The following is a 25,327-nucleotide window of genomic DNA, read 5'->3' on the forward strand; positions in this document are numbered from 1 at the left end:
CAGCAAGCATGTGGAAGCAGGTCGCTGACCGGCGCGTAGTCAGACAGGCTGCCAGTCCGCAGTGGTGTAAGCGAGCCATGAGGCCTCATGGATCAATGACAAGCTTGCAGGCGGACTGACTTCGAATCTGCAGGACTGGCACAATCGTGGGGATCCTCGAGCCGCTCAGGAATCCTCATGCCAGATGTCGCCCCGTCTACTCCGCGCATCAGTCCCCTGTTCGCCCTGTTGCCCTTCCTGCGCCCTTATGCCGGACGCTGGGCGCTTGCCTTCGTAGCGCTGGTGACGTCGGCAGGTGCGACCCTGGCGTTGCCGGTAACGTTCAAATATCTGATCGACCGGGGCTTCGCCGGGGGCAACCGGGCGCACATCGATCGCTATTTCCTGGCACTATTCGCCGTTTCGCTGGTACTGGCCGGGGCCACGGCGCTGCGCTTCTATTTGGTGTCGTGGCTCGGCGAGCGGGTCACGGCCGACTTGCGCAAGGCGGTCTACGACCACGTGCTGGGGATGAGTCCGCAATTCTTCGAGACCACGCAGAGCGGCGAGGTGCTGTCGCGACTCACCACGGACACCACGTTGATCCAGACGGTGGTGGGCACCAGCCTGTCTATGGGGTTGCGCAACTTCTTCCTGCTTACTGGTGGCGTAGCGATGCTGGCGCTGACGAGCCCGGTGCTGTCGGGCTACATCATGGCCACGCTGGTCGTGGTGGTCGCACCCATCGTCATATTCGGGCGGCGCGTGCGGAGGCTCTCGCGTGCGAGCCAGGACAAGGTGGCGAACGCGAGCGCGCTGGCGGGGGAGGTGATCAATGCCATGCCGACCGTTCAATCGTTTACGCAGGAGCCCCGCGAGGCGCGGCGGTTTGCTGGCATGGTGGAAGCGGCATTCGAGACGGCGCTCACGCGCATTCGGGCGCGCGCCTGGCTGACCGCCGTGGTCATCGTACTGGTGTTCGCTGCTATCGTTTTCGTCCTGTGGCTAGGCGCGCAGGCGGTGCTCGCCGGGCACATGACGGCTGGCCAATTGTCCCAGTTCATCCTCTACGCAGTGGTCACCGCCGGGGCTGTGGGGGCGGTCGCCGAGGTGTGGGGCGATCTGCAGCGGGCTGCCGGCGCCACCGAGCGACTGCTGCAACTGCTGGCGGCGCGCTCGCCGGTGGCGCAGGCCGAGGCCGCCGTCCAGTTGCCGACGCACGGGGACGGCATCCGCTTCGACAACGTCAGCTTTTCGTATCCGTCTCGCCCCGGCATCGCCGCGCTCTCCAGCCTCTCGCTCGATGTCCGCCCGGGCGAGCATGTCGCATTGGTCGGACCGTCCGGCGCCGGCAAGACCACACTGTTCCAACTGCTGCTGCGCTTTTACGACCCGCAGGCCGGCAGCATTCTGATCAATGGCGTCCCGACGCGGCGTGTGCAGCTTGCCGAGTTGCGCCGGGAAATCGGCGTGGTCCTGCAGGAATCGGTGATCTTTTCCGGCAGCGTGCTCGACAACATCCGCTACGGCGCGCCCGAAGCCACACTCACTCAAGTTCAGCAGGCCGCCGAAATGGCCGCCGCGGCAAGCTTTATCGAAGAACTGCCGCAACGCTACGATACGTTTCTCGGCGAGCGTGGGGTGCGGCTTTCTGGTGGACAACGTCAGCGCATCGCGATCGCCCGCGCGATCCTGAAGAATCCGCCCATCCTGCTGCTCGACGAGGCCACCAGTGCGCTAGATGCCGCCAGTGAACGACTGGTCCAACAGGCGCTGGACAATGCCGCGCAGAATCGCACCACGCTGGTCATCGCGCATCGCCTCGCTACCGTACAACAAGCCGACCGCATTGTCGTGCTGGAGCAGGGCCGCATCGTCGCGCAGGGCCGTCACGCCGATCTCCTTCAGACCTCGCCGCTCTATGCGCAGCTTGCCGCCCTGCAGTTCGGCGAGCCGCTGGGGCAGACGGTGCAGCGCGGCGCGGCGCGCGATCACGTCGACTCCAAGTGACGACGCGATTGAGGTCACCCAACGGCCGCGATCCAGAACCGTCCGCAAAGGCTGACCAGCCACAGATACATGCTTCGCGAACGACAGGCTCATGGTGGTCCGTAAGCGGATCATCAAGAGCCGCGGCTGAATGGCTCAAACGGATCGACGTGACGAGGTTGCGTGGCGCGGCAAGCGGCCATGAAGCGACATTCGCACTCGCGTTTGGCCCGACACTCAAGCGTCGCTTCTACTCTTGAAAGCCGCCGCTGACCTCGCGCCAGTCCAAAGGCTAGTATGGGTTGGTCTACCGCCAGTCGTCATGGTACGAGCTTGACCAGAACCGCTCAGTCCAACCGAACATCTCCATCCTCTCTGCAGGGACGGCGGGGTGCGTTTCCTGTCCCGCCGGAAAAACAAGTGGCACGCCAGTCTTGCGAACGGCGAGGTGTCACGATGGCCGCTGGTCCTTTTCTGTTGCGTCGGATCCTTGGCCGGGCAGTGAGCCGAACATGTGCTGTTTGCATTGCGCTTCGCACCATGCCGCTTTCAGCTTGAGGCCCGATGACATCAGGCGCCCGATGGGAAGCATCTGTTCGCCGGCCAGGATACCGAGCAGGCCCATCAGCGCAACAGTGGGCGGGGCCGGCGACTGGACACCGAGCGTGTGGTAGACCGCACCGGCAAGCATGCCGGCGAGCAGCGAAAGAATATACGATTTCATGATGTGAGTCTCGTTGACTATCGACCAGCTACAGGCTCTGCGCGGCAAATTGATGGAAAGCGTATTGGGCTTTCCGGAATAAAGAAAGCGTCGCCAGAATCGTTTCTCGACGAAAAATCACGAATGATGCCAATTTGTTTTTTTAATTTCTCATCGTGTTTTTCACGTTCAATAACCATTAGGATCGGCATATTTCATACCTCCGCCATCACATGCGGTTGCTCATATCGATTAAAAGCCTAACAATTGCCTGAGGAGCGGGACGGCTTGAGCACCGATCAACATCCCGAGCAAGCCGATGAGAGCAACCAGCGGCGGCGCAGGCGATCGGACCTTCACTGCGCTGTAGATCACTCCTATTAGCGCGCCTGAAGCTAGTGATGCCAAATACGGTTTCATATGATCAGTCACTCCGGGAAGTTGGAATACAGGCCACTGCATCCCAGTTCAAACCAAAATATAAATTGCCGAAATTTTTTGTCATTTTTCGTCTACCCCCTTACTGCTGACTGCGTCCTTCTGGATACGGAGCTCTTGTACACCCACTCGTCCACGGTGACAGAGACCAAACATCTCGAGTGTGTTCGTTTCGTCTGCTGATTTGATGCCGCGACGCAGTTATTTCGGTTACCTGATAGATAGGAGGCTCCCCCTTTTCGATCACGACTGGATGATCCCCGTTTGAGTCGCGAATAGTTTCACATCACCGACATATGGCAGCGGTGCAGGATGACCGCAAGTAAAGTGCTAACCGATGTGCGATGGGTCGCCATCAGAATTTCGTCTGCAACCCGATCCGTGCCAGTGTCTGTGAACGGTCGCTTGCTGCCGCGCCGGGTTCAAGCAACCCATTGATCCATGCTTGCGTCGTTTCGGCGTCACCGCTAGCACGCTGATAGACGGCTTCGACGTACGCCATCGTCCTCTTCGAAAAGTGGTATTGCACCGCTGTGGTGATCTGGTGAGCCTTATTGTTCTCGAGCACCTCGTTTCCCTTCATGTACTGGTAGTCGAGTCCTGCCGACCAGGTACCGGAGAGCGTCCAATACGTGCCCGCCTTGTAGACGTCGATCTTTGCGCCGCTCGCCGTATTCTTTGTATTCGTGTAGAGCAGCATGGCGAGCACGCTGCCGAACCGGTAGTGCACGCCCGCGCCAAAATTGCGGATTGCGTCATGACCGTCACCCAGTGACGGATATTTGGCCTCAATGTACGCGACTCCGACACCAAGCGGGCCACTATCGTAGTTCATCCCTGCACTGATCGTCGAATTGGCGGAAAACGAACCCGCAACGCCGCCAAAGCCATACAGCGCGCCGAAACTGAATCCTGCGAAGGATGGGCTGCGATACTTGACCGCGTTCGCCACACGCGTTGCGCCGGCCAGTCGGTCAAAATCGAACGAACCGGTTGGATTTTGCGGCACGCCCAGCGCGCTGAATGGTCCCTGGCGAAAATCATAAAGGCCGCCAAAAAGGAATGCGCCATCGAAGAGACCGAGCGTCAAGGTGTCGAACATGAAGTCGTACTGGTTGCCAAACGTGACGGCGCCAAGCCGTTCATCGGACAGGCCTACGTATGCCGTGCGATTGAAAATCTGGCCCGCGCCCGGGATGGTTACTCCGCTACCGAGATCGAACTGCGAAGTCAGATTGAATACGGCCTTCGTTCCGCCACCGAGATCCTCGCTTCCGTTGAACGTCAACACGTTTGGCGCAAAGATCCCGCTGTCGAACAGCGTCACTGAACCACCATGCTGGTTGTTCACATAGGTCACACCACCATCGATCATGCCCTGCAACGTGACACTGCCCTGGGCGTACAGATTGGCGTGGAAGCATGCCGCGGTCACGCAGCCCGCCAGGCGTATCAGCGCGGCTTGTCTCTTCATGGTGATCGTTTCTCTGCCATCGACGATATTTGGATACCTTCCTGTCCGACATCGAGCCATACGACCAGCCTCCAAGCGAACGGGACTAGCCGCCGTACCTCGCATGGCGTGATCGAGGTCAGCAGTGAGTGACGGCTCGCGGTCTATCCGGGAAGTTCGTTGCGTGTCGTCATTCTTCGGACATTACTGATGCGCGCGGACAGGCACAGCAACCAACCGCGCGCGTGACACGTCAGTTCTTGTCGTACGAGAACTGGATGCCGGCGGTGCCGCCGGTTTCGATGAACAGGTTAATAAACGCCGGTACAGTTTCACTACGTGCCCAGTCGCGTTGCAGTTCGCAGAAGAGCTGGGCGACACTGATCATCTTGGCGCCTGCCTGTTCGATACGGCGCAATGCGGCTTCGTGCGCTGAGACGGACGTGCCGCCCACCGCATCGACGACGACATATACCTCGTAACCTGCCTCCAACGCATCGAGCGCAGGGAACGTCAGGCAGGCTTCCGTCCAGAGCGCAGTCATGATCAATTTCTTGCGACCGGTTGCCTCGACGGCCTTGCGGAATTCGACGTCTTCCCAAGAGTTGATGCTCGTGCGATCGTAGGTCGGATAGTCGCCAAGCACCGCGCGCAGTTGCGGGATGGGTGGCTTGTTCAGTCCAGTCTTCACGTTGACCGTCGAATGGACGATCGGCAGCTTGTACGCGATCGCAGCCTTCGAGGCCCCCACAATGTTGTTGATCAGCAGCTGGCGATCCATCGACGCGATGGAATTCACCTGGACTGGCTGGTAATCGATGACGATAAATGCCGCATTCTGCGGTGTGAGCAGGTGATCGCTCGCGGGATCGCGAATGGGTTCGCTTGCCATGGTTCTCTCCAGAAACAGTGCAGGATGTGAACAAGGAGTCCCGATGGTCGATGCTTCGAGCATCCGCAACGTCGGGACAATCGTTGCGGCTTGCCATCTCCAACTGTCGCAAACATCTATCCGGCTGCGCAGTGGGCGAACGCTTCAAGTTAGTTACGCCGACCGTCGGGCGATGTATGGGGCCTCGGGAAATTGCGCGTTCGGCCTTCCGGCACCGGCGATCCGTTCATGCCGATCTCGAAGCGAGTGATCAACATCGTCGACCAACCGAAATGCTTCGCCAGGTCAAACTGCGCCGCCAGGTTGTGCCTGGACTCGTCTGGGACAGTGTCCTGAACGGGTGACAGCCGCCCAACGTGACGATCCATCGGAAGAATAGCAGCGGCTTCCTCGTGAACAGGCCCAGGTATCGCGCGATCATGTGAGCTTCGCGACAGAGTCAATCTGCGTGAACCAAGATCCTATTCGTGGAGCAAGCCGGCTTCCAGTCACGTAAAATGCCCTCAGTGTTCTACTAGTGGAACAATCATGGATGATCTGAACGATCTCTATTATTTTGTGAAGGTGGTCGAACACGGGGGATTCACTCAGGCGGGGCGGGCGCTGAACGTTCCGAAGTCGACGCTGAGCCGGCGAATTGGGGAATTGGAGGCGAAATACGATGTGCGACTTTTGCAGCGAACAACACGCCATTTCACCATCACGGAAACCGGACGCGAGTTTTACGATCGCTGCCTCGGCGTCCTGGTGGAAGCCGAGGCAGCGCGTGAGGTCATAGAGCGCACGCACGCTGAGCCGCAGGGCATCGTCCGCCTCAGTTGCCCAACAGCGCTGCTCGAGTATCGCGTCAGCAACCTGGTGGCGCGATTCATGGCCATTTATCCCAAGGTGCAGGTGCATCTGGAAGCCACGAACCGGCGCGTCGATTTGCTGAGCGAGGGTTTTGACCTCGCACTCCGCGTGCGCTTTCCTCCTCTGGAGGACAGCGACCTTGTCATGCGGATCCTCGGTGACAGCCCGCAGCGCCTTGTGGCGGCTCCTGACTTGCTGAGAGGGCACGATTTGCCGACGGACCCAGGCGAATTGGCGGGCGTTCCGAGCCTCGATTGGGGGCCACCACGACACCATGTATGGCAATTCGTCGGGCCGCAGGGCGTAGAAGCGCAATTGCGCCATTATCCTCGCTTCATCACGGACGACATGCATGCGCTACGCGATGCCGCGATAAATGGCGTCGGAATCGCACAACTGCCATGTATGGTTGTTGACGATGACTTGCGCAATGGCACCCTTGTCGATGCCCTGCCGGGCTGGGTCCCCAAGGGAGGCGTGATCCATGCGGTATTTCCTTCCCGGCGCGGCCTTCTTCCGCGCGTTCGCTTACTCATCGACTTTCTGGCGACCCATATTCAGAAAGACTGAGGTGGCTGTTCCCAGGTGCCTACCTCATCGCTTCCGCATTCCAAGGGCCGGCTCAAAACGACGTTGCGCGATTCCGGCTGGCTCTGCCGAAGCAGACAGCCCAGTTTGCCCATGCATGGTTCGCTGTGCGTGCCAAGGTCCGGTCCGCCATCAAAAACGGCCGTTCACGCGCCCGGCGACGGAGGGCCGCTGCGGGTCTAGGGTGTGTGAAAACACGCTGATCACCTAGACTGAATCAACGCATTCAGGTCAGGGGACCGGATGAAGAGATTCATAGAGGGAGAAGATCGCAAGCAAGTCACGCTGCTTCCAGAGTGCCTCGATGACTTTATCGCCGAGGATAACCCCGTCAGGATCATCGATGCGTTCGTTGAAGAACTCGAACTGGGATCGCTCGGGTTTGATGGCGCGACGCCTTCAACCACAGGTCGCCCCTCCTATCATCCGGCAGTGCTGTTGAAGATTTACTACAAGGGCTTCCCCAATCGGGTCCAATCGAGTCGTCGTCTGGAGCGCGAATGTCAGCGCAATGTTGAGTTGATGTGGCTCACGGGCCGCCTGGCGCCGGACTTCAAAACCATTGCAGACTTCCGCCGGGATAACGGCGCAGGCATTCGCAGCGTCTGTCGCAGGTTCATTGTTCTGTGCCGTGATCTCAAGCTGTTCTCACAAGCGCTGGTTGCCGTCGACGGTAGTAAGTTCAAAGCTGTCAACACACGCGACCGCAATTTCACATCGGGCAAGATCGACAAGCGTCAGCAGCAGATCGAATAAAGCATTCAGCGGTACCTGAACGCATTGGAGACCGCCGATCGCACGCAACCTGCGGAGGTGGAAGCGAAGACGAGTCGGCTGCGAGACAAGATCGCGCAATTGCGCGAACAGATGCACCGCCTTGATCAAATCAAGGAGCAACTCAAGACGCAGCCCGATGGTCAACTCTCCATGACTGATCCTGATGCGCGCTCCATGGCAACGAGCGGGAAAGGTTCAGGGATGGTGGGCTACAACGTGCAGGTCGCAGTGGACGCCAAGCACCATCTCATCGTTGCTCACGAGGTCACCAACTCGGGCAGCGACCGGGCGCAGCTCAGCCCCATAGCCAAAGCTGCGCGCGGCGATGGGTAGAACCAGGCTCCGGGCGATAGCTGATCGTGGTTACTACAACGCTCCCCAGATCAAGGCCTGCGCAGATGCCGGTATTGCAGTGATCTTGCCGAAACCCACGACCTCGAGCGCAAAGTACCACGGCCGATTTGATAGGGCCGACTTCATCTACATTGCCCGAGATGACGAGTACCAATGCCCTGCTGGCGAACGTGCGATTTACCGCTATACCCGGGAAGAACACGGCCTGCAACTGCGCCGTTACTGGAGCAGCGCCTGTCCTCAGTGCGCCATGAAGTCGCAGTGCACGCCGAGTTCGCAACGACGAATCTCACGATGGGAGCATGAGTCGGTGCTGGAAGCAGTCCAACGTCGACTCGACACGACCCCGGACGCGATGACAGTTCGCAGGCGAACCGTCGAACACGTCTTCGGAACGTTCAAGCATTGGATGGGTTACACGCACTTCCTGACGCGCAGGCTGCCCAACGTCGGCACTGAGATGAGCCTGCACGTCCTTGCCTACAATCTCACACGAGTGTTGAGGATTCTAGGTTTCTCGAGAATGATGAAAGCGATGCGGCTCGTGGGTGCATGAGCACCCATTTGAACCCCGGAGCAGACTGAAAACAACCGCAAAAAGGGCGTCAGAACCGTCCAGCCGTTTCTCGTCACCGAATTGACCGTGGAGGCACAAAAGCAGGCCACGCTTCGGGGGCGGCCGAGTCCATAGCCGATCAACCGGCGTTTCCACACGGCCTCGGTCGAAAACGGACTTTCGGACATTGATCGGATTAAACCGGAGCGCGCTGCGGACGGGATTTTCGCTACGCTCACGGCGATGACGCTGAGCCGCGACGGTGAGAAATCGAGTACTGCGACGGCACCGGCACCTTCAGACGACGAGAATGGAAAGCGAGATCGGCGCAGATGAAGTCAGTGCAAAGAACCTGGACGCGGACGCCATGAATGCGCGGTCGCTTTGTCTATTCCGGAGCGCTGGTGGTCTGCACGTATCGATGGATACCTTAAATTGACGCTATGCTGGGAAAAATGGTGCGCGTTCATCGGTCGCGACCTCCGCTGACGGATCGAGCCATGACGAGCGTGTCGGATGATCAGACATATGATTTACGTATTTCCGATTGAGCTTCCGGGTCACTTCTCTTCTGGTGGCGGGCTGCCCTAAGATGCATCTTGACGGAGGAGAGGAAATGCCGAAACAGCATGTTCGTGCGTCCGCTAAATTGACTTCTTCACATGGCGCAGTTGATGAAGCCGAACGACGCTTCAGATCACTCGCAGATGCGATCCCCCAAATGGTGTGGTCGGCCGAGCCGAGTGGTTGGATTGACTACTGGAACGAACGGTGGGTCACTTATACGGGCCTCAGTGTTGAGCGAAGCCTAGGTTGGGGTTGGCAACCGCCGTTACATCCCGATGATTTGCAACGGTGCCTCGATGCTTGGAAAACGGCACTGGAGAGCGGTGAACCCTACGAAATTGAATACCGGTGGAAGCGAGCGTCCGATGGTGCCTATCGATGGTTTCTTGGTCGTGCCTTACCAGTTAAGGACACCAATGGAAACATCGTCAAGTGGTTCGGCACCCTGACCGACATTGAGGATCAAAAGCAGGCGCGCGCTGCGGCGGAGAGCGCCAACCGAGCCAAGTCCGATTTCCTCTCCAGGATGAGCCATGAGTTGCGCAGCCCGCTCAACGCGATTTTAGGCTTCGCGCAATTGATGACGTCCGATTCCCCGCCGCCTACATCCTCGCAATTGTCCTCCATTGATCAAATCTTGCGCGCGGGATGGCATCTGCTGGACCTGATCAACGAAGTGCTCGATCTCGCGAAGATTGAATCCGGACAGGTGTCGCTCTCTCCGGAGTCGGTCTCGCTCGCGGACGCATTGGTCGAATGCCAGGGGATGGTCGAGCCACAGGCGCAAAAACGAGGCTTGCACGTGACCTTTCCGCGGTTCGACGCACCGTGCTTCGTCCATGCCGATCGAACCCGCCTGAAGCAGGTTCTGATCAACTTGCTTTCGAACGCGATCAAGTACAACCGTGAGCATGGAATGGTCGACGTACACTGCTTCCGCACGCCGGAGCGTGTGCGCGTGAGCATCTGCGACACCGGCGCCGGGTTATCGCTGGAGCAGCTTGCGCAATTGTTCCAGCCCTTCAATCGGCTCGGTCGGGAGGCAGGGCCGGAAGAAGGCACGGGAATCGGTCTGGTGGTGGCCAAACGGCTGATTGAACTGATGAACGGCGCTATCGGCGTAGAAAGCACCGTTGGCGTGGGAAGCAAGTTCTGGATCGAACTGAACCTGGCAAAGCCACCGGAAATCGTCGTGCCCAGTTCTGTAGCAGCCGTACCGGTCGAAGCGCCGCGGCAAGAGGGCACGACGATTCGCACGCTCCTCTATGTCGAGGATAACCCCGCTAATCTGCAACTGGTCGAGCGGCTTATCATGCGCCGCACAGACCTGAAGTTGTTGACCGCCGTAACCGGGCAGCTCGGTATCGAACTGGCGGTTACTGCCCAGCCGGAGGTGATCCTGCTGGACATCAATCTGCCCGACATCAACGGCATCGAAGCACTCAAAATCCTGCGACAGGTGGCAGCGACGGCATCAATTCCCGTCATCGCCGTCAGCGCCAATGCCATGCCACGCGATGTCGAAAGAGGCATGAAGGAGGGTTTCTTCCGCTATCTAACCAAGCCGATCAAGCTTGACGAATTCACGGACGCGCTGAACGCGGCGCTGGAATACGCGAAAGCAGAGCGATTCAGAGGCGGTGAGCAAGGACACGAGGCATGATCACTTCTTCCGATATGCTCAATGCAAGCATCCTGATCGTCGACGATTTGAAAGCAAATGTGCTACTGCTCGATCAGATGCTGCGCAGAGCCGGCTATGCTCACGTAACCTCCACGACGGATCCACGCGTGGTTTGCGAACTCCATCGCCAGAACTGCTACGACTTGATCCTGCTGGATCTGCAGATGCCCGACATGGATGGGTTCCGGGTGATGGAAGGCCTGAAAGCAGTCGAAACCGAGGGCTACGCGCCGGTTCTCGTCATTACCGCCCAACCGGAGCAAAAGCTGCGGGCTTTGCACGCTGGCGCGAGGGATTTCATTGGCAAACCATTTGATCTGGCCGAGGTCCTCTTGCGGGTTCGCAATACGCTGGAAGTCCGACTTTTGCATCGGGAGTCGCTGAACTACGGCACGGCGCTCGAACAGAAGGTGCGCGAAGTGGAGGCGAGCCGTGATCTGATCCGCCGCCAGAGCGACGAGCTTAAGAGTCTGTACGGCAAGGTGGTCGCCGAACAGAAGGTGTCGGAGCGGCTGTTGCTCAACATGCTGCCGTCCCCGGTCGCCGAGCGCTTGCAAGCACGCGACGACCTCGCCGCCGACAGCCTCACCGAAATCATCGCCGACAGCTTTCCCGAAGTGTCGGTACTGTTCGCGGACACCGTCGACTTCACCGGGTTTTCCGCGAGCATGAGCCCCGAGCAACTGGTTGCGATGCTCATTGAGATATTCACCGAGTTCGACAGGATCGCCGACCACCGTGGCCTCGAGAAGATCAAGACCATCGGGGATGCGTACATGGCGGCCGCCGGACTGCCCGTACCGACAGCCGATCACGCGGCGCGCGCCGCGCACATGGCGCTCGACATGATCGACGCGCTGGCCCGCTTCAATGAACTGACCGGCTACAGCCTGCAGTTGCGTATCGGCATTAACAGCGGGGCGGTGGTAGCCGGCGTGATCGGCAAGCGCAAATTCATCTATGACCTGTGGGGTGACGCCATCAACGTTGCCAGCAGGATGGAATCGCAAGGGGTGGCCGGTCGCGTGCACGTGACCGAGGCCACCCGTTGCAGGCTGGGGAGCAGTTCGAGTTCGAGGAGCGTGGCACCATTGAGGCCAAGGGCAAGGGAAAGCTGCATACCTGGTTCCTCGTCGGCGGAAGCAGGGTGCCGGCCGAATGAGTACCGGCACTGGCCCCGAAGACGCATAGGAAATCGCATGAACCAGACGCATGCACGCTTCGAGCAAACGCGCAAGAGCGCCTGGCAACGGCAGTTGTTCCTCGGACAGTGACCACCGGAAATGACGACAGGCTGAATCTCCCTTCACTTGAAAGGAGATTGCCATGAAATCGTCTGATGAAAGCGCCGCGTCACGCGTTCCGTGGAACAAAGGCAGGCTGACAGGTCAGAAGCCGCCTTTGAAGCTCAAGGAAATCTGGGCAATTCGGCTCCGCCTGCAACTGTCGTCGCGCACGCGCGAGCTCGCCATGTTCAATTTGGCAATTGACAGTAAGCTGCGTGCGTGCGATTTGACGAAGCTGCGCGTGCGCGACGTGCGTCACGGAGACCACGGTGCAAGCCGCGCAATGGTCCTGCAGCAGAAAACTCAGCGACCGGTCCAGTTCGAGATTTCCGAGCAAACGAGGGAGAGCGTCGGAGCGTGGGTCAAGGCAGCAGGCCTGTCAGCGACGGATTACCTCTTTCCGAGCCGAATTCACGCGTCACCGCACCTTTCCACGCGTCAGTATGCGCGGTTAGTTCATCGCTGGATCGCCTCGATTGGGCTGGACGACTCTGCGTATGGGACCCATACCATGCACCGTACCAAGGCGTCGTTGATCTATCGGCGCACAAAAAATCTGAGGGCGGTACAGCTGCTGCTAGGCCATACGAAGCTTGAAAGCACAGTGCGGTACCTCGGCATCGAAGTGGACGACGCGCTCGAGATGGCTGAGCAGACTGAGGTGTGAAAGAAGCCGGCAAGCAAGGGGACGCTTGCCGGCCAGTTTCAGTCATTCGCTCGCGCGCTGCGACGGACACTCGAATGTCCGGTTCATTCGGATAGCGATCTTTTGCTTCTGAGTAGATTGAAGGCCGCCAGCATACGTCCCGTGGACAGTCGTGAATCGACACGGCGAAGCTGACACGTTCGATCTCACGCGACGTCCACCACGATTTTCCCGCGGGCGGTGGCGTTCGTGATGGCGTCGTAGGCGAGTTCCGCGGACCGCAGGTCGAACCGGCGGGGATCGAGGTTCGGCGTGAGCTTGCCGGCTTCGATCAACCGTGTGGCCTCGCGCAGCATCGCTCCGTGATGCGCACGATGCATGCCCGTCAGGAGCGGATAGAGGGTGAAGACTCCTGAGTACGTCGCTTCTCGAAACGACAGGGGAGCCAGCGCATGCGTACCCCAACCCAACGCGCTGACGACATGGCCAAAATGCTTGACCGCCGCAAACGACGCATCGAGCGAAGGGCCGCCGACGGTGTCGACCACGACATCGAAGCCTGTGTCCTGCGTCAACGATGCGACATACTGCTCGACCGATTGCGACCGGTAATCGATGGGCGTAGCGCCCAGACGCGCAACGAGATCGTGGTCGCGTGAACTCGCTGTTGCGAAGACCTGGGCGCCGAGTGCGCGCGCCAGTTGCACCGAGATATGCCCGACACCGCCTGCTCCGCCTTGCACCAGCACAGTTTGGCCCGCTTGCAGATGGGCCCGGTCGACAATGCCTGAATAGGAGGTGATGAACGCGAGGGGCAGCGCCGCGGATTCACGCATCGACAGGTTGGCCGGCTTGATCGCAAGCAGGTCGGCATCGACCGCCGCATACTGGGCCAGCGAGCCCTGAATGCCGCCGACGCCGCCCGTCATACCGTAGACCTCGTCGCCGACATTGAAAGCGGTCACGCCCGGCCCGACGGCATCGACCACGCCAGCCATATCGATGCCGAGCACCAGCGGCAGCGGATGCTTCGCATGCGCTGCGCTGCCAGCGCGGATCTTCGTGTCGAGGGGATTGAGACCGCTTGCGGCAATGCGCACGCGCACCTGGCCGTGTGTGGGTTCGGGCATCGAGATTTCGGTCAATTCGAGCGGGCCGTTGTAGCGGTTGAGGACGAGCGCCTGCATGGTCATGGTGGGTTCCTATCGGGTTGCTTTCCCGTCGAGCAAACGGGTCAATGCGTTCATCATGGTTTATGCTAGAACGCATGTAAATCAATGTTTCTGCACATGCGCCATGCAAAAATGAATGACACCTGCCTGGATTGGGGCGATGTCCGGATCTTTCTGGCGATTGCCCGCTGCGGCACGCTGGGGGCAGCAGCCAAGCGCGTGGGCCAGACCCAGCCCACCATGGGGCGCAGATTGCGCGCACTCGAAGAAGCGCTCGGACATACGCTGTTCCAGCGCACGAGCGATGGCTTTGTCCTGACGGATGACGGCGCGGCGGTGCTCGCTTATGCCGAGCGAATGGAGGAGGAAGCGCTTGGCTTCACGCGCACGCTCACCGGGAAAGAGACCCAGTTGACGGGTCTGCTGCGCGTCTCCTCGTCGGACTGGTTCGGCGCGCACATACTCACGCCGGTGTTCGCGCGCTTTCTGGCGAAGCACCCGGGCATCTCGTTGGAGCTCGTCACGGATTCGCGCCTCTACAACCTCGCGCGGCGCGAGGCGGATCTGCTGTTCCGCATCACGCCGTTCGACGAAGCCGACGTCATCCAGCGCAAGCTGATGCGCATCGACTATGCGTTGTACGGGCACGTCGATCTGGTCCCGCCATCACGCGGCGAGGGTGACGGCTACACGCTGATCAGCATGGACAGCGCGTTCGGTTCGCTGCCCGACGTCGAGTGGGTCAAGCGCATGCTGCCTCGGGCCAGGATCGTGTTCGGCAGCAATAATCGCGGCGTACAGGCACGCATGTGTGCTGAAGGATCTGGCTTCGCCGTGCTGCCGTGTCCGCTTGGTGATGCGACGCCGGGCATCCGACGAGTCGATTTAGGCGAAGCGCCGCCGGGTCGCGATGTCTGGCTTGGCTTTCACCGTGACTTACGTCGCGTCGCGCGACTGCGCGCACTTCTGAATGCAACGATCGATGCGCTCGCGAACGTTTGAGTCAGGTGGGCGATCAGTGCCTCCGCGCGGTCTGCGTCCGCTTCGCTGCAGCGCTGTTCAAACAAAGGGACCTGGTTATTGCAGCAATTGTCCTCAAGTGGCGATACGGGATTGCTCAAGCCCCCGGCCGCGCGAATGACCGTTGTTGCCGGCGGATTCAACTAGTCGACGCAACAGCTTGATGGAATCGTTCAGCCGGTGTATCGAAGTTTAGTGTCTTGCGTGGACGTTCATTGAGCCGTCTGGCAATGGCGTTGAGCTTGGCTTGCTCGCAGATGCGTTTTAATTGCTAAAACCTGTAGCTCTCGAATTGGATCGCGCACAAGGTTTTGTGCACCCTTGGCATGGCCTCGGCGCCGGCCCGTGAGCGGACCGTCGTCAATGTTGGGTGGATGTCTCGAACGGGTCGTGAGTGTGAGTTCGCTGATGCAGGAAGCCGACGTTCGGCTGCTCGATGCCGCCGCAGTCAGCAGTCCGCCACATTGCTGACGTAGAACCCAGCCGGCCCCAATGTCGGCAAAATCCGACGACCTGCCGCACCGAGCCTGTACCTTAATGGCCGGTACCTGATGCGTAGCCGATGTTCGAATGTCCACCAGAGAGCTCTGGCGAACGGCCGCAGGTGGCCGGTCAGGGACCGATGACGCCGCCGCACAGGTCCGGCGGCCCGACGGTGCGTGGGAGGCAGACACCGAACCGCGGCAGCAATTCGGCCCAGCGCAGCCCCGATGGCAGCTTCCAAGGTACAACGGCCATTGACATCGGAGTATTGACCGGCGAGTGCTCCGCTAACGCCGACCTTCGCTTGAATGTCCGATCGAGGAAACCAGCGCCACTCGCATGCCCCTCTGGCTTCCCGCGATCCAATCGGCGTAATCCTGAGTGGTCCGAGCGCCTATCTCTGTATGACAATTGCGAAAATCCGGTAGACCGCCCCGGACACCCGTCAGACGGGCGTTACCAATCCTCGGGGCAGTTCCATGCAACGTGGGTGGGGACACGCGTGAGTCCGGGTCCTTCAGGCTGTCTGCCGGGCCGCGAGCGGTAAGCCAACAAGAGTTGCAGACCTTACAGGGGTACTTCCATGGTGAGAGTCGCGTGTCTGGCCATAGCGTTGCCGTTACTCGTAGCAGGCTGTGCAACACAGCCGGTGTCCGATGCAGAGGCGATACCGGTACCGGCATCACGGTACCTTGCGCGAGAGTTTGCTCAACCGCAACCCGGCACCGGGCCGATTCTCGTCAAGCGGGATAGGGGGATCATGGGCGCCGCCTGCGACATTCGCGTCTATTTCGACGGGGCGGCGGTCGTTGATCTGTCTACCGCCGAAAAGGCGCAATTGTATGTACCCGTCGGCGAGCATGTACTCGGAGCTCAGGCGACTGGCATCTGCGCTGGCGGCACGGCCGAGTCGTCCGTCGTGGTAACAGCCGATCGCGCTCGGTCTTTCCGGGTGGGCTCGGGGCAGGGTGGCGACATCTCGATCCACCCAACGGCATTTTAGGAGTGAGTGACGCGGCGGCCGTGCAGTTGCCTATTTTTTTGTCGCAACTGTGCAATCGTCGGATCCGATCAGCGTGATCACGGTCCGTTTGACGGGTTTCGACGCGGTGGCGGCGGACTCCGGCATCTCGCAGTTCGTGAACCGCGAGGTGACGAAGCTGGACCGTCCGGAGCTGACGAGCGCGAAGATCATCGTGCCGGGCGGCCGCGGCTTAGGCAGCGGCGAGAACGACACGAAGGTGCTGGCGCCGCTGGCGGACAAGCTGCAGCCTGCACTCGGCGCTTCGCGCGCGGCCGTGGACGCGGGCTTCGTGCCGGACGACTACCAGGTGGGTCAGACGGGCAAGATCGTGGCGCCGCAACTTTACATCGCGATCGGTATCTCGGGTACGATCCAGCACGTCGCGGGGATGAAGGCTTCGGAGGTGATCGTCGCGATCAACAAGGACGAGGAAGCGCCGATCTTCAGCGTGGCCTATTACGGCCTCGTCGGCGATCTGTTCACGCTTGCGCCGCAATTGCTTGAGCAACTCACGTGAACCTGATTCCCGATGTCGTGATCAGCAATTGTTCAAGTGGAGCCGAACAGAGGAATACGATGCACCGCGTTCGCATGGATGCGGCAGCGGCTGCCAATGCAGAAGATGCGGCGATCTGGCGTTGGTTTTCCGCGCTGCTTGAAGAGCGACGAGTTCGGTGGCGTCAACTGTTCAATCGATGGGTAGTAAATGTTGATCGATTCCACGTCGCTACCGAGCAGAACTTCTACGACGCGATCAGGGTGACCAAAAGGGGTGGCGACTGAACGCGGCTTGTGATTGCCGCATGCAGAACGGGCCCTATGTTCCTGCCGCCGCTGCGCGCTGCACCCAGATAACAGGAGCTATCAGGATTAAATTGGCTTTGCACGTGCAAAGTTTTCCGGTCGACGTGCGTGAGCCTTGACCACCTGGATTTGGTGCGACGCTGGCGAATACGACGGTTGGACGTTGTAACCGTGCTGACCTGATCGAAGCAGGATCCGGATGAGCGAAGCCATTTTTTGACGGGGCCTTGGCGAGGCTAGGGCGGGTGTATCGCTGGGTTCTGTCACGCAATTTGAAGGGGCGGATAGTTGCAGCTATCCGCCCCTTCATTTCCGGACAAAGCCGGGCACGGCGGCAACCCGCGCAACGAAAGTTGTGTCTCTTCGGTCCACGCGCGCGGTGGACTGAATTCTGCAAGTTGTGGGAACTGATTGCTGGGCAATGGCGGGCGGCCGGTGTCGAGCCGCCGTCCGGCGCCGGCACGGCATCAATCGCTTCAGGGGCGGTCTGGCTCGCGCATTGGCCGCGATGCCGACGTGGTACATGGGGACCCCGGCTTCACGTAGCGGACGGCGGCCACCGATTCCCGAGGCGGTACGGCGACGGTGAAAATCCAGTCGCGCGTCGGCGCAGTGACTATTATGTAAACGTGGTCCGTGTTTTCGGCACGTGACCGCAAACGGGGTGAAGGTGGGGCTGGCGAGAGGGTTCGCTGACTGTCTTTACCCCGCCACGATCAGGGTCCGCGAGGTGCGGGCCGTTTTTTTGCCCCCGGCTAATCCTGATAATGCAGAGGATTTTTAGCGAGGCGAGAACGGCGCAGAGAGGTGTCGTCAGGCACGGCGAGTGACCCGTTCCCGCGTCGCTAAAAATTCTTTGAGCTAAACCGCTCCGATGGCGCCGGCTATGGGGATGGGTGCGGTAACGGGTGGCACGGTGCAAACGGTGTTTGGACCCTCCGCTGACTGCCGGTAGGAGTCTGGGCGGCAGAAGGATCGAAGAATGAGCGGCAAAAAACCGACCTCTCAGAATTGCGTAGGAGCGGTACTTTCGAGGTGGGTACGGGGTCGACGCCCCCGAAATCGCCTCTTTTTGCGGCACGCGGCTTCTGCCGCCCATACTCCTAGCGCGCTTTCCGGCCTCTATTATTTGACATAATTAACATTATCGACCATTTAATGGGGTGCGATGCTATAATCAAGGCGACTCCACGCCGGTCGAGCTTGTCGATTGTCGGCTCCGCCAAGATAATTTCCCTTCGGGCGCGACAGCCGGTGCCCGCCAACGCAACATATGACCAAAGATCTGGGTACGCCCGCCTGGGCTGAAGACTATCGTCACTGGTTTGCCGAACTCAAGCAGCGCGTCGAGCGCGCGCGGCAGCGCGCCGTGGCCAGCGCGAATCGCGAGCTGGTCGCACTCTACTGGCAGATCGGCCGCGACATTCTCGACCGGCAGCAGAAACAAGGCTGGGGTGCAGGCGTCGTCGACCAGCTCGCGCGCGATCTCAAGGCGGCGTTTCCTGACATGCGCGGGTTCTCGCCACGCAACCTCAAGTACATGCGCGCGCTCGCCCAAGCCTTTCCGCAGCCGGAATTTGTGCAACAGCCCGTTGCACAATTACCGTGGTCGCACGTTGTGACATTGCTCGACAAGCTCGACGACGCCGCGCAGCGGCTTTGGTATGCGGAAAAGTCGCTCGAGCACGGCTGGTCGCGCAGTGTGCTGACCATGCAGATCGAGACAGCCGCCCATGCGCGCGCCGGCAACGCCGTGACGAATTTCGCCGACCGGCTACCGCCTCCACAGTCGGATCTCGCCCGCGACGCACTCAAGGACCCCTATATCTTCGATTTCCTCGGCCTGACCGAGAGCGCCCAGGAGCGCGACATCGAACGCGCGCTCACGCAGCACATCACACGTTTCCTGCTCGAACTCGGCGCCGGGTTCGCATTCGTCGGGCGTCAGTACCGGCTGGAGGTAGGCGGCGACGAGTTTTTCATCGATCTGCTCTTCTACCATCTCAAGCTTCGTTGCTATGTCGTCGTCGAACTGAAAACGACGCCGTTCAAGCCCGAGTATGCGGGCCAGCTGAACTTCTACCTTTCCGCGCTCGACGCGCAGGTCAAGGCGCCGGACGACCAGCCAACCATCGGCCTGCTGCTGTGCAAGGAGAAAAATCGGCTTGTGGCGGAATATGCGCTGCGCGGCGTGGCCAAACCGATGGGCGTGGCCGAGTACCAGCTCATGCGCGAGGTACCACCGTCGCTGGAGACCGGCCTCCCGACCATCGATCAGATCGAGGCCGAGCTGCGTCCCGATCTTCCGGACGCCGCTGCATAATTGGGGGATGAACAAGGTAAGCGCAATTTTCTATCATAAGCCTTGAGGTTATGAAATGCGCTCGGCTTATGTTCGAACCGCCATAAGTGTCTAGCCGCCTAAATGCTGGGACACCGTCGCAATCCCAGTGCCGCCTCGTCAAGGGCCTGGATCAAGGCGGGTGTTGGCGTCCATTGACTGCCTTGTACGGTAAACCGTGCCGTCGCATCGACAACCTTCGCAGTGCCCTCTTTGTCGTTACGGCCCAGGTTGGTGGCCATGAAGACTTCAAACAGCGAGCTACCGCGCTGCATGATCTGATCGACATTGAGGCGGCCCTGCGCATCAAAAGTGACGATCACAAAATCCCGATTGATCACGTGCACGGGCTTGCGGTCCACCAGTTCAATGGTCAGGTTAGCGAGGTGCACACGCTGATCTGCAAACTCCGGCAGGCGATGACTGTCCGGAGCACCGAGCATGTTCCAGTAACGCGTCACTCCGATCTTCCGGATGCCGTCGTCCGGCGTGATCAGAAACGTTCGAATCGCGTATCCCATTGCAAAACCTTGGTCGTTGCAGAGGCACATTCGCGATCTCGTTCCTCACTAGGCCGCCTCAATTGGCCAATTTGCGATCGGCGCGCTCATACTTTAGACCTTGCGCGCCTCGAACGCCTGGTCGAACTGCCGCGCTCGCCGGACCTCGTCGCTATGCAGGTAAGTCGACGTCGTCGAAATTGATGCATGACGGAGATTGTCGCGCACCATGATCAGCTCGGCACCACGCGCCAGCGCGTGTGACGCGTGGGTGTGCCGCATCCAGTGCGGGCTCGCGCGGCGCAGCTTGTCGGCAGTCGCCGGCCGATCGTCCTGGATTGCATCGGCCACCAGCACGAAGAACCGTCGCAGCACGCGCCAGAGCCGTCTGGGTTCGATGCCCGCGCCATCCTCGTCAAGGCTCGCAACGAGCGGCGTCGCCGGGTCCCAGCGTACGGGCGTGACCGGCAGCCCGCGCTGCACGAGATATTGATCCAGCGCAGTTCGAGCGAGTGACGGTAGCGCCACCTTGCCGAGCTTGCCGCCCTTGCCGAGCACGTGCAGCCAGTGATCGCCGTGCTCGTCCCGGCGGATGTGGCCGAGCGTCGCGCCGACCAGCTCGCTCGCGCGCAGGCCGGTCGCGTAGCCGAAGTCCAGCAGGAATCGCAAGCGATGCGCCGCGGGCACGCTCCAGCCGTATGACCATTCGAGGCCGTCGGCAAGTGCGCGGATCAACAACCACTCGCCCTCGGAGAATCCCCGTGACACGTCCAGTCCCGCACGCTGCGCGTGGCTCTTGATCTTGACGCCGGCGAACGGATTCGCGAGCACGTAGTGCTGCTCGACCAGCCAGCGAAACAGCGCCGACAGGACGTTCAGTGCGTAGGCTGCCGAGCGGGCGGACAGCGGACCGGTGAACGGCCGCCATTCGATGCTGTGCCGCGGCCGCGATGGGCCAACCCAGCGCTCGTGCGGCGTCGGCCGCCGCAGGAAACCGCGATAGGCGATCGCGTCGTCGGTCGTCAACGACGACAGCGCGCGGCCGCGCTCGACGATCGCCCACAGGATCAGGCGTTCCGCCTCCTTTCGGTAGGCACGCTGGGTGGCGGCCGACTCGTGCAGCGAAAGCCAGGACTGGATCGCCTCGTAGTCGTTGGACGCGTTCAGCAGGCAGGCGATTCGCGGCGCGCGGAACTGGCCGCGCGAACCGTCGACCTCATGCGGCACGCGCAGTTGTTCCCACGGCACGATGCTGCCGGACGGTGCGGCGACGATCAATGCCCGCGCGCGTTCGGTCAGCATAGGATGCGCGGCGAAGAACGCTTCGATGCGGCGTGCGCTGGCAACACCGAGTCCGGCGATCGCGGACCACCAGCGACGCCGCCGCGGAATCCGCACGGTCAGGTCCGCGAGTGTCCGAATACCGTGCGCGTCCAGCGGGCCGACAATGCGGGGGGGCAGCCACAGGTCGACCGCGTCGGTAATGAGCGGCACCGGTGCGGGCAGGTTGCGGAGCGTCTCGATCGCACGGGCTACGCTGTCGCCCGCCGCGTTCGATGGCCGATCGACGAACGCGGCGGCCAGGTCGGCGCGATGCCGGGCCTGCGCGTACGCGATGAGCCGCCGGCGAATCCGGCCGAGGATACCGCGCGACGATGCCCCGACCGCCCGGCGGTCGCCGAGATAATGGGCCACGGCTGACCGCGCGTCCAGGCCGGCGTACCAGCCGCGCAGTGCGGCGAGCTCGGCTTCGTCCGGGAAGTCGGGCCCGTTGTCGTCGACTGGAAGGGTCTCGCGTGTTTTCATGATTTGCTAAACGTTGCACTTGACTCTTGAGACCGCCCTGCCCACGAGTCATCTCGCAATCTGCGGCATGCTCCGATAGCGTCCTCGCCCCCATGAGCAGCCCGAAATGACGAGTTTGGTATGGGCGTACGAGGAATGGCAGTGATTGGAGTAGATATTAACCCTCCCCAAATAGGGTGCCGCCGATGAGGAACACGAGCAGATCTCTTTGATACGCTCAGGTCGTCCGGATTCGTGAGACCGCAATCGGCTTCGTCGTTGGCTCCACAGATCCTTCGTTCGAACCGCATGTTCAATTCGTCGCCGCGTTGTCAAACCTTCATTCGCGCAGGGCTTCTTGCTCGATTTGCTCGCGAGGCATGTGCCGGACGTCCGTTCCCTTGACGATATAGATGACGAGTTCCGCCAGATTTGTCGCATGGTCACCAATGCGCTCGATGGCCGATGCGATGGCCAGGTAGTCAAGCGCGGCGGAGATGACACGAGGGTCCTCAGCCATGTACGTGACCAACTTGCGCATGAATCCACGGTATTGAGCATCGATCGCCTCGTCGTCACGCAAGATTTGAGCGGCGGCACTGGAATCGAGTCGTGCGAATGCGTCGAGGGCATGGCGCAGGATGGCCGCGGCCAACCGGCCAGACAACAGTATTTCTGCGATGTTGACCTTCGTGCCGGCGCCCTCTTGGGCAATACGCCGGGACCGCTTCGCGACCTTGCGAGCTTCGTCGCCGGCGCGCTCGAGATTGGTGATGCCCTTTGAGATCGCCACCAGTAGTCGCAGGTCGGACGCGGCGGGTTGGCGTCGCGCGATAATGTTGCAGCACTCGGCATCAATCTCGACTTCCATCTCGTTGAGACGATGCTCCGTGGCAATGACCTTCTCGACCAAGTCCAAGTCAAAGTGGTTCAGCGCCGCGATCGCATCATTCAATTGCGACTCAACGATTCCCCCCATCTCGAGAAATTTGGACGACAGGTGCTGCAGTTCAGCGTCGAAGTGACTTGAAATGTGTTTGTATGGCATAGAGAGCTCCCGTCGACGAATCGATCGGCAATGTCATCGTCGCTTTTAGTCGGTGACTGCCCGCAGAAGGCAACTGCCCGTGCGTCCGTGCTGTGGGCGGGCGGTCCAGAAACGCGTTCGCCGCATTGTGGTCGGAAGAATGCGTCACAGTCTATCGCGACCAATATTCACGTCTCCAACACCAGCGGGGCACAGCTCGCTGGTCGACTCTCAGCGCGATTGAGGCGCCTTGTGCAGTGACCTACCGGCTCCGAGCAAACTGTCGGGTAACGGACTGCTGACGACCAGAGCGTCATGTCGTTTTCGCATGTTTGCTCAATCGGTGCGACTGGTAACGTTTCCGAGTCGGGGCATCCACCTACAGCCGGATCGGCAAAGAACGGGGCATTTTCGGCCGCATTCGTCGCCCCTCCCGACGTCACTCGACGTTGTCCAATACGTCAGTCATGCGAATCATGTGCGGTCGCACAGTGTCGTCATCCGCCGTTTCGCCGGCCACCTTGGGATGAATCAGCGCCTCGAGGCGCGCCTTCGTCGCGATGAACTCCCGCGTGTTGGCCTGCGAATAGTCGCGCGGACGAGGCACCGGCACCTCGATCAGTTCCTGCACCTCGCCCGGATTCGCCTTCAGCACCAGAATCCGGTCCGCGAGCAGGATCGCCTCGTCGAGATCATGCGTGATGAAGAGGATCGTGACGTCGATGTTGCGCCAGATGTCGAGCAGGTGCGCTTGCATCTTCGCGCGGGTCTGCGCGTCGAGCGCGCCGAACGGCTCGTCCATCAGCAGGATGCGCGGCCGGTTCGCGAGCGCGCGCGCGATCGCGACGCGCTGCTTCATCCCGCCCGACAGCTGGTGCGGATACACGTCGGCGAAGTGCGCGAGCCCGACCAGATCAAGCCACTGCAGCGCCTCGCGCTCCGCCTCGCCGCTGCTGCTGCCGTTGCGCCTGAGGCCGAACATCACGTTCTTCTTCACGGTCAGCCACGGAAACAGCGTGTAGCCCTGGAAGACCATCCCGCGATCGGCCCCCGGCCCGCGCACGGGCTTGCCGTCGAGCAGCACGTCGCCGCTCGTTTGCGATTCGAGCCCGGCCAGGATGCGGATCAGCGTCGACTTTCCGCAGCCGGACGGCCCGATCACGCAGACGAACTCGCGCCGATGGGTCCGGAAGCTGATGTCGTCGAGTGCGACCACCTGGCCTTGCGGCGAGCGGAAACGCTTGCCGAGATGGCGCACGTCGAGGATCACGTCGCGTGACTTCAGGCGCGCGAAGCGCTCGCGGACGTCGTCGGACTGCAGCAGGTAGTCGGGAACGGCTTGCGGGTTCTGCATGATCGCCTCTTCTGAATGGAGTCGGTACGTCATCGTCGTCCGTCACGCATTTAGCGTGCGGTCCCACGGAAAGAACTTGCGGCCCAGCAGCGCGAGCACGATGTCGGTGCCGAGGCCGATGATCCCGATCATCAGGATCGCCGCATACACGTTGTCGAAATGCTGGTACCGCGCCTGCTGACTGATGTACCAGGTGATGCCCGAACTCGTGCCGACGAGCTCGGCGACGATCAGGTAGGTCCACGCCCAACCGAGCAGGATCCGCTGGTCGCGGTACAGATCGGGCAGGATGCCCGGAATGACGACGTGCGCGATCAGCCCCGGCTTCTTCGTGCCGAGCGTCATCGCGGCCTCGAACAGCCCGTATTCGAGCTTGCGCGTCGTGTTCGCGACGATCAGCACCTGTTGGAAGAACGTGCCGATCACGATGATCGCGATCTTCGGCGCGTCGTAGATGCCGAGGATCGCGACCATCAGCGCGCCGAACGCGGGCGCGGGCAGATAGCGGAAGAACTCGAAGAACGGCTCCTGCAGCCGCGCAAGCGCGCTAAACGTGCCGCAGACGATACCGACCGGCACACCGATCGCGGACGAGATCACGAAGCCCCAGAAGATGATCCGAATGCTGTGCCACAGGCTCTCGTGTAGCCACACGCCTTCGCGCGATGCGGGCGGCGTCGTGAACGCCGTGTAGAACGCGCGCAGCACCTGATGCGGCGCGGGCAGGTAGACGGGGTTCGCGCGCATGCCTTCCGGCACGGCCGCATGAGTCGCTCGCGCATGCGCGAGCTCGTCGTCGAACACGTCGCGGTCGACCTGCATGCCGGTCTGGAAATAGTCGACGCTGCCGGGGTTCGTGATGCGCACCTGCGGATGCCAGACGAACGGCGCGTAGCTAAGCACGCACCAGATGGCGAGCGGCAGCAGGAAGGACGCGATGCCGAGCGTCCATTTTCCGCGCGCCGACAGCTCGCGGCGCACCGCGAGCCATTCGGTCGTATTGCGGGTTACTGACATGGGAATCTCCGTTTCGTGTTGCATGCCTGTCGCGCG

The 25,327-nt window shown here is 60.9% G+C and carries 17 protein-coding genes and 3 pseudogenes; 10 read left to right on the plus strand and 10 right to left on the minus strand.

Annotated features, from left to right (window positions below; translation table 11 throughout):
* Positions 1–177 precede the first annotated feature (177 nt).
* A complete protein-coding gene (locus ACV22Z_RS21525; protein WP_448078306.1) occupies positions 178–1,989 on the plus strand; it encodes an ABC transporter transmembrane domain-containing protein in 1,812 nt (603 codons plus the stop codon).
* Between the two features lie 430 nt (positions 1,990–2,419).
* On the opposite strand, the gene ACV22Z_RS21530 is transcribed toward ACV22Z_RS21525, so the two are convergent.
* The 4 genes from ACV22Z_RS21530 to ACV22Z_RS21545 form a co-directional block, all read right to left on the minus strand.
* Entirely contained in the window at positions 2,420–2,692 is a 273-nt protein-coding gene (locus ACV22Z_RS21530; protein WP_448078307.1) for a XapX domain-containing protein, read from the minus strand.
* A gap of 231 nt (positions 2,693–2,923) precedes the next feature.
* Entirely contained in the window at positions 2,924–3,091 is a 168-nt protein-coding gene (locus ACV22Z_RS21535; protein WP_448078308.1) for a DUF1427 family protein, read from the minus strand.
* 373 nt (positions 3,092–3,464) lie between these two features.
* Positions 3,465–4,583 (minus strand): porin, encoded by a 1,119-nt coding sequence (locus ACV22Z_RS21540; RefSeq protein WP_448078309.1) that lies wholly within the window; start codon positions 4,581–4,583, stop codon positions 3,465–3,467.
* A gap of 232 nt (positions 4,584–4,815) precedes the next feature.
* Positions 4,816–5,454, minus strand: coding sequence for a hydrolase (locus ACV22Z_RS21545; protein WP_448078310.1), 639 nt, complete (start codon positions 5,452–5,454; stop codon positions 4,816–4,818).
* Positions 5,455–5,982: 528 nt separating this feature from the next.
* On the opposite strand from ACV22Z_RS21545, the gene ACV22Z_RS21550 reads away from it, so the two are divergent.
* From ACV22Z_RS21550 to ACV22Z_RS21570, 5 genes and pseudogenes are all read left to right on the plus strand, one after another.
* Entirely contained in the window at positions 5,983–6,876 is an 894-nt protein-coding gene (locus ACV22Z_RS21550) for a LysR substrate-binding domain-containing protein (protein ID WP_448078311.1), read from the plus strand.
* Positions 6,877–7,137: 261 nt separating this feature from the next.
* Positions 7,138–8,581: pseudogene (locus tag ACV22Z_RS21555) on the plus strand (IS1182 family transposase).
* Between the two features lie 616 nt (positions 8,582–9,197).
* A complete protein-coding gene (locus ACV22Z_RS21560; RefSeq protein ID WP_448078312.1) occupies positions 9,198–10,811 on the plus strand; it encodes a PAS domain-containing hybrid sensor histidine kinase/response regulator in 1,614 nt (537 codons plus the stop codon).
* Positions 10,808–11,994, plus strand: a pseudogene (locus ACV22Z_RS21565) (adenylate/guanylate cyclase domain-containing protein). Before ACV22Z_RS21560 ends, ACV22Z_RS21565 begins: the two are co-directional and overlap by 4 nt.
* 164 nt (positions 11,995–12,158) lie before the next feature.
* Entirely contained in the window at positions 12,159–12,785 is a 627-nt protein-coding gene (locus ACV22Z_RS21570; protein ID WP_448078313.1) for a tyrosine-type recombinase/integrase, read from the plus strand.
* Between the two features lie 185 nt (positions 12,786–12,970).
* Here ACV22Z_RS21570 and ACV22Z_RS21575 read toward each other — a convergent pair whose 3' ends face one another.
* On the minus strand, positions 12,971–13,957 hold the full coding sequence (locus ACV22Z_RS21575) for a zinc-dependent alcohol dehydrogenase family protein (RefSeq protein WP_448078314.1): 987 nt from the start codon (positions 13,955–13,957) through the stop codon (positions 12,971–12,973).
* 111 nt (positions 13,958–14,068) lie between these two features.
* On the opposite strand from ACV22Z_RS21575, the gene ACV22Z_RS21580 reads away from it, so the two are divergent.
* The 4 genes and pseudogenes from ACV22Z_RS21580 (at position 14,069) to ACV22Z_RS21595 (ending at position 19,590) form a co-directional block, all read left to right on the plus strand.
* Positions 14,069–14,938: a LysR family transcriptional regulator gene (locus tag ACV22Z_RS21580; protein WP_448078490.1), complete on the plus strand. Its 870-nt coding sequence runs from the start codon at positions 14,069–14,071 to the stop codon at positions 14,936–14,938.
* Between the two features lie 1,544 nt (positions 14,939–16,482).
* Positions 16,483–16,980 (plus strand): annotated as a pseudogene (locus tag ACV22Z_RS21585) (electron transfer flavoprotein subunit alpha/FixB family protein); the annotation flags it as partial.
* Complete coding sequence (locus tag ACV22Z_RS21590) at positions 16,977–17,246, plus strand: hypothetical protein (protein ID WP_448078315.1); 270 nt, start codon at positions 16,977–16,979, stop codon at positions 17,244–17,246. The pseudogene ACV22Z_RS21585 and the gene ACV22Z_RS21590, both read left to right, overlap by 4 nt.
* A 1,294-nt stretch (positions 17,247–18,540) precedes the next feature.
* Complete coding sequence (locus ACV22Z_RS21595) at positions 18,541–19,590, plus strand: PDDEXK nuclease domain-containing protein (protein WP_448078316.1); 1,050 nt, start codon at positions 18,541–18,543, stop codon at positions 19,588–19,590.
* 98 nt (positions 19,591–19,688) lie between these two features.
* Here the strand turns inward: ACV22Z_RS21595 and ACV22Z_RS21600 are convergent, their stop codons facing one another.
* From ACV22Z_RS21600 to ACV22Z_RS21620, 5 genes are all read right to left on the minus strand, one after another.
* Positions 19,689–20,159: a hypothetical protein gene (locus ACV22Z_RS21600; RefSeq protein WP_448078317.1), complete on the minus strand. Its 471-nt coding sequence runs from the start codon at positions 20,157–20,159 to the stop codon at positions 19,689–19,691.
* Between the two features lie 63 nt (positions 20,160–20,222).
* A complete protein-coding gene (locus tag ACV22Z_RS21605) occupies positions 20,223–21,914 on the minus strand; it encodes a phage integrase family protein (protein ID WP_448078318.1) in 1,692 nt (563 codons plus the stop codon).
* A 319-nt stretch (positions 21,915–22,233) separates the two neighbouring features.
* On the minus strand, positions 22,234–22,941 hold the full coding sequence (phoU, locus tag ACV22Z_RS21610; protein WP_448078319.1) for a phosphate signaling complex protein PhoU: 708 nt from the start codon (positions 22,939–22,941) through the stop codon (positions 22,234–22,236).
* A gap of 418 nt (positions 22,942–23,359) precedes the next feature.
* Positions 23,360–24,274: an ABC transporter ATP-binding protein gene (locus ACV22Z_RS21615; protein WP_448078320.1), complete on the minus strand. Its 915-nt coding sequence runs from the start codon at positions 24,272–24,274 to the stop codon at positions 23,360–23,362.
* A 42-nt stretch (positions 24,275–24,316) separates the two neighbouring features.
* Entirely contained in the window at positions 24,317–25,291 is a 975-nt protein-coding gene (locus ACV22Z_RS21620; protein WP_448078321.1) for an ABC transporter permease, read from the minus strand.
* Positions 25,292–25,327: the final 36 nt, after the last annotated feature.

Source organism: Burkholderia sp. PU8-34 (assembly GCF_053427725.1).

Bases quoted from the DNA above. Each gene is read 5' to 3' on its own strand.
- ACV22Z_RS21525 (WP_448078306.1), top strand. From the start codon at position 178: ATGCCAGATGTCGCCCCGTCTACTCCGCGCATCAGTCCCCTGTTCGCC.
- ACV22Z_RS21530 (WP_448078307.1), bottom strand. From the start codon at position 2,692: ATGAAATCGTATATTCTTTCGCTGCTCGCCGGCATGCTTGCCGGTGCG.
- ACV22Z_RS21535 (WP_448078308.1), bottom strand. From the start codon at position 3,091: ATGAAACCGTATTTGGCATCACTAGCTTCAGGCGCGCTAATAGGAGTG.
- ACV22Z_RS21540 (WP_448078309.1), bottom strand. From the start codon at position 4,583: ATGAAGAGACAAGCCGCGCTGATACGCCTGGCGGGCTGCGTGACCGCG.
- ACV22Z_RS21545 (WP_448078310.1), bottom strand. From the start codon at position 5,454: ATGGCAAGCGAACCCATTCGCGATCCCGCGAGCGATCACCTGCTCACA.
- ACV22Z_RS21550 (WP_448078311.1), top strand. From the start codon at position 5,983: ATGGATGATCTGAACGATCTCTATTATTTTGTGAAGGTGGTCGAACAC.
- ACV22Z_RS21560 (WP_448078312.1), top strand. From the start codon at position 9,198: ATGCCGAAACAGCATGTTCGTGCGTCCGCTAAATTGACTTCTTCACAT.
- ACV22Z_RS21570 (WP_448078313.1), top strand. From the start codon at position 12,159: ATGAAATCGTCTGATGAAAGCGCCGCGTCACGCGTTCCGTGGAACAAA.
- ACV22Z_RS21575 (WP_448078314.1), bottom strand. From the start codon at position 13,957: ATGACCATGCAGGCGCTCGTCCTCAACCGCTACAACGGCCCGCTCGAA.
- ACV22Z_RS21580 (WP_448078490.1), top strand. From the start codon at position 14,069: ATGAATGACACCTGCCTGGATTGGGGCGATGTCCGGATCTTTCTGGCG.
- ACV22Z_RS21595 (WP_448078316.1), top strand. From the start codon at position 18,541: ATGACCAAAGATCTGGGTACGCCCGCCTGGGCTGAAGACTATCGTCAC.
- ACV22Z_RS21600 (WP_448078317.1), bottom strand. From the start codon at position 20,159: ATGTGCCTCTGCAACGACCAAGGTTTTGCAATGGGATACGCGATTCGA.
- ACV22Z_RS21605 (WP_448078318.1), bottom strand. From the start codon at position 21,914: ATGAAAACACGCGAGACCCTTCCAGTCGACGACAACGGGCCCGACTTC.
- phoU (WP_448078319.1), bottom strand. From the start codon at position 22,941: ATGCCATACAAACACATTTCAAGTCACTTCGACGCTGAACTGCAGCAC.
- ACV22Z_RS21615 (WP_448078320.1), bottom strand. From the start codon at position 24,274: ATGCAGAACCCGCAAGCCGTTCCCGACTACCTGCTGCAGTCCGACGAC.
- ACV22Z_RS21620 (WP_448078321.1), bottom strand. From the start codon at position 25,291: ATGTCAGTAACCCGCAATACGACCGAATGGCTCGCGGTGCGCCGCGAG.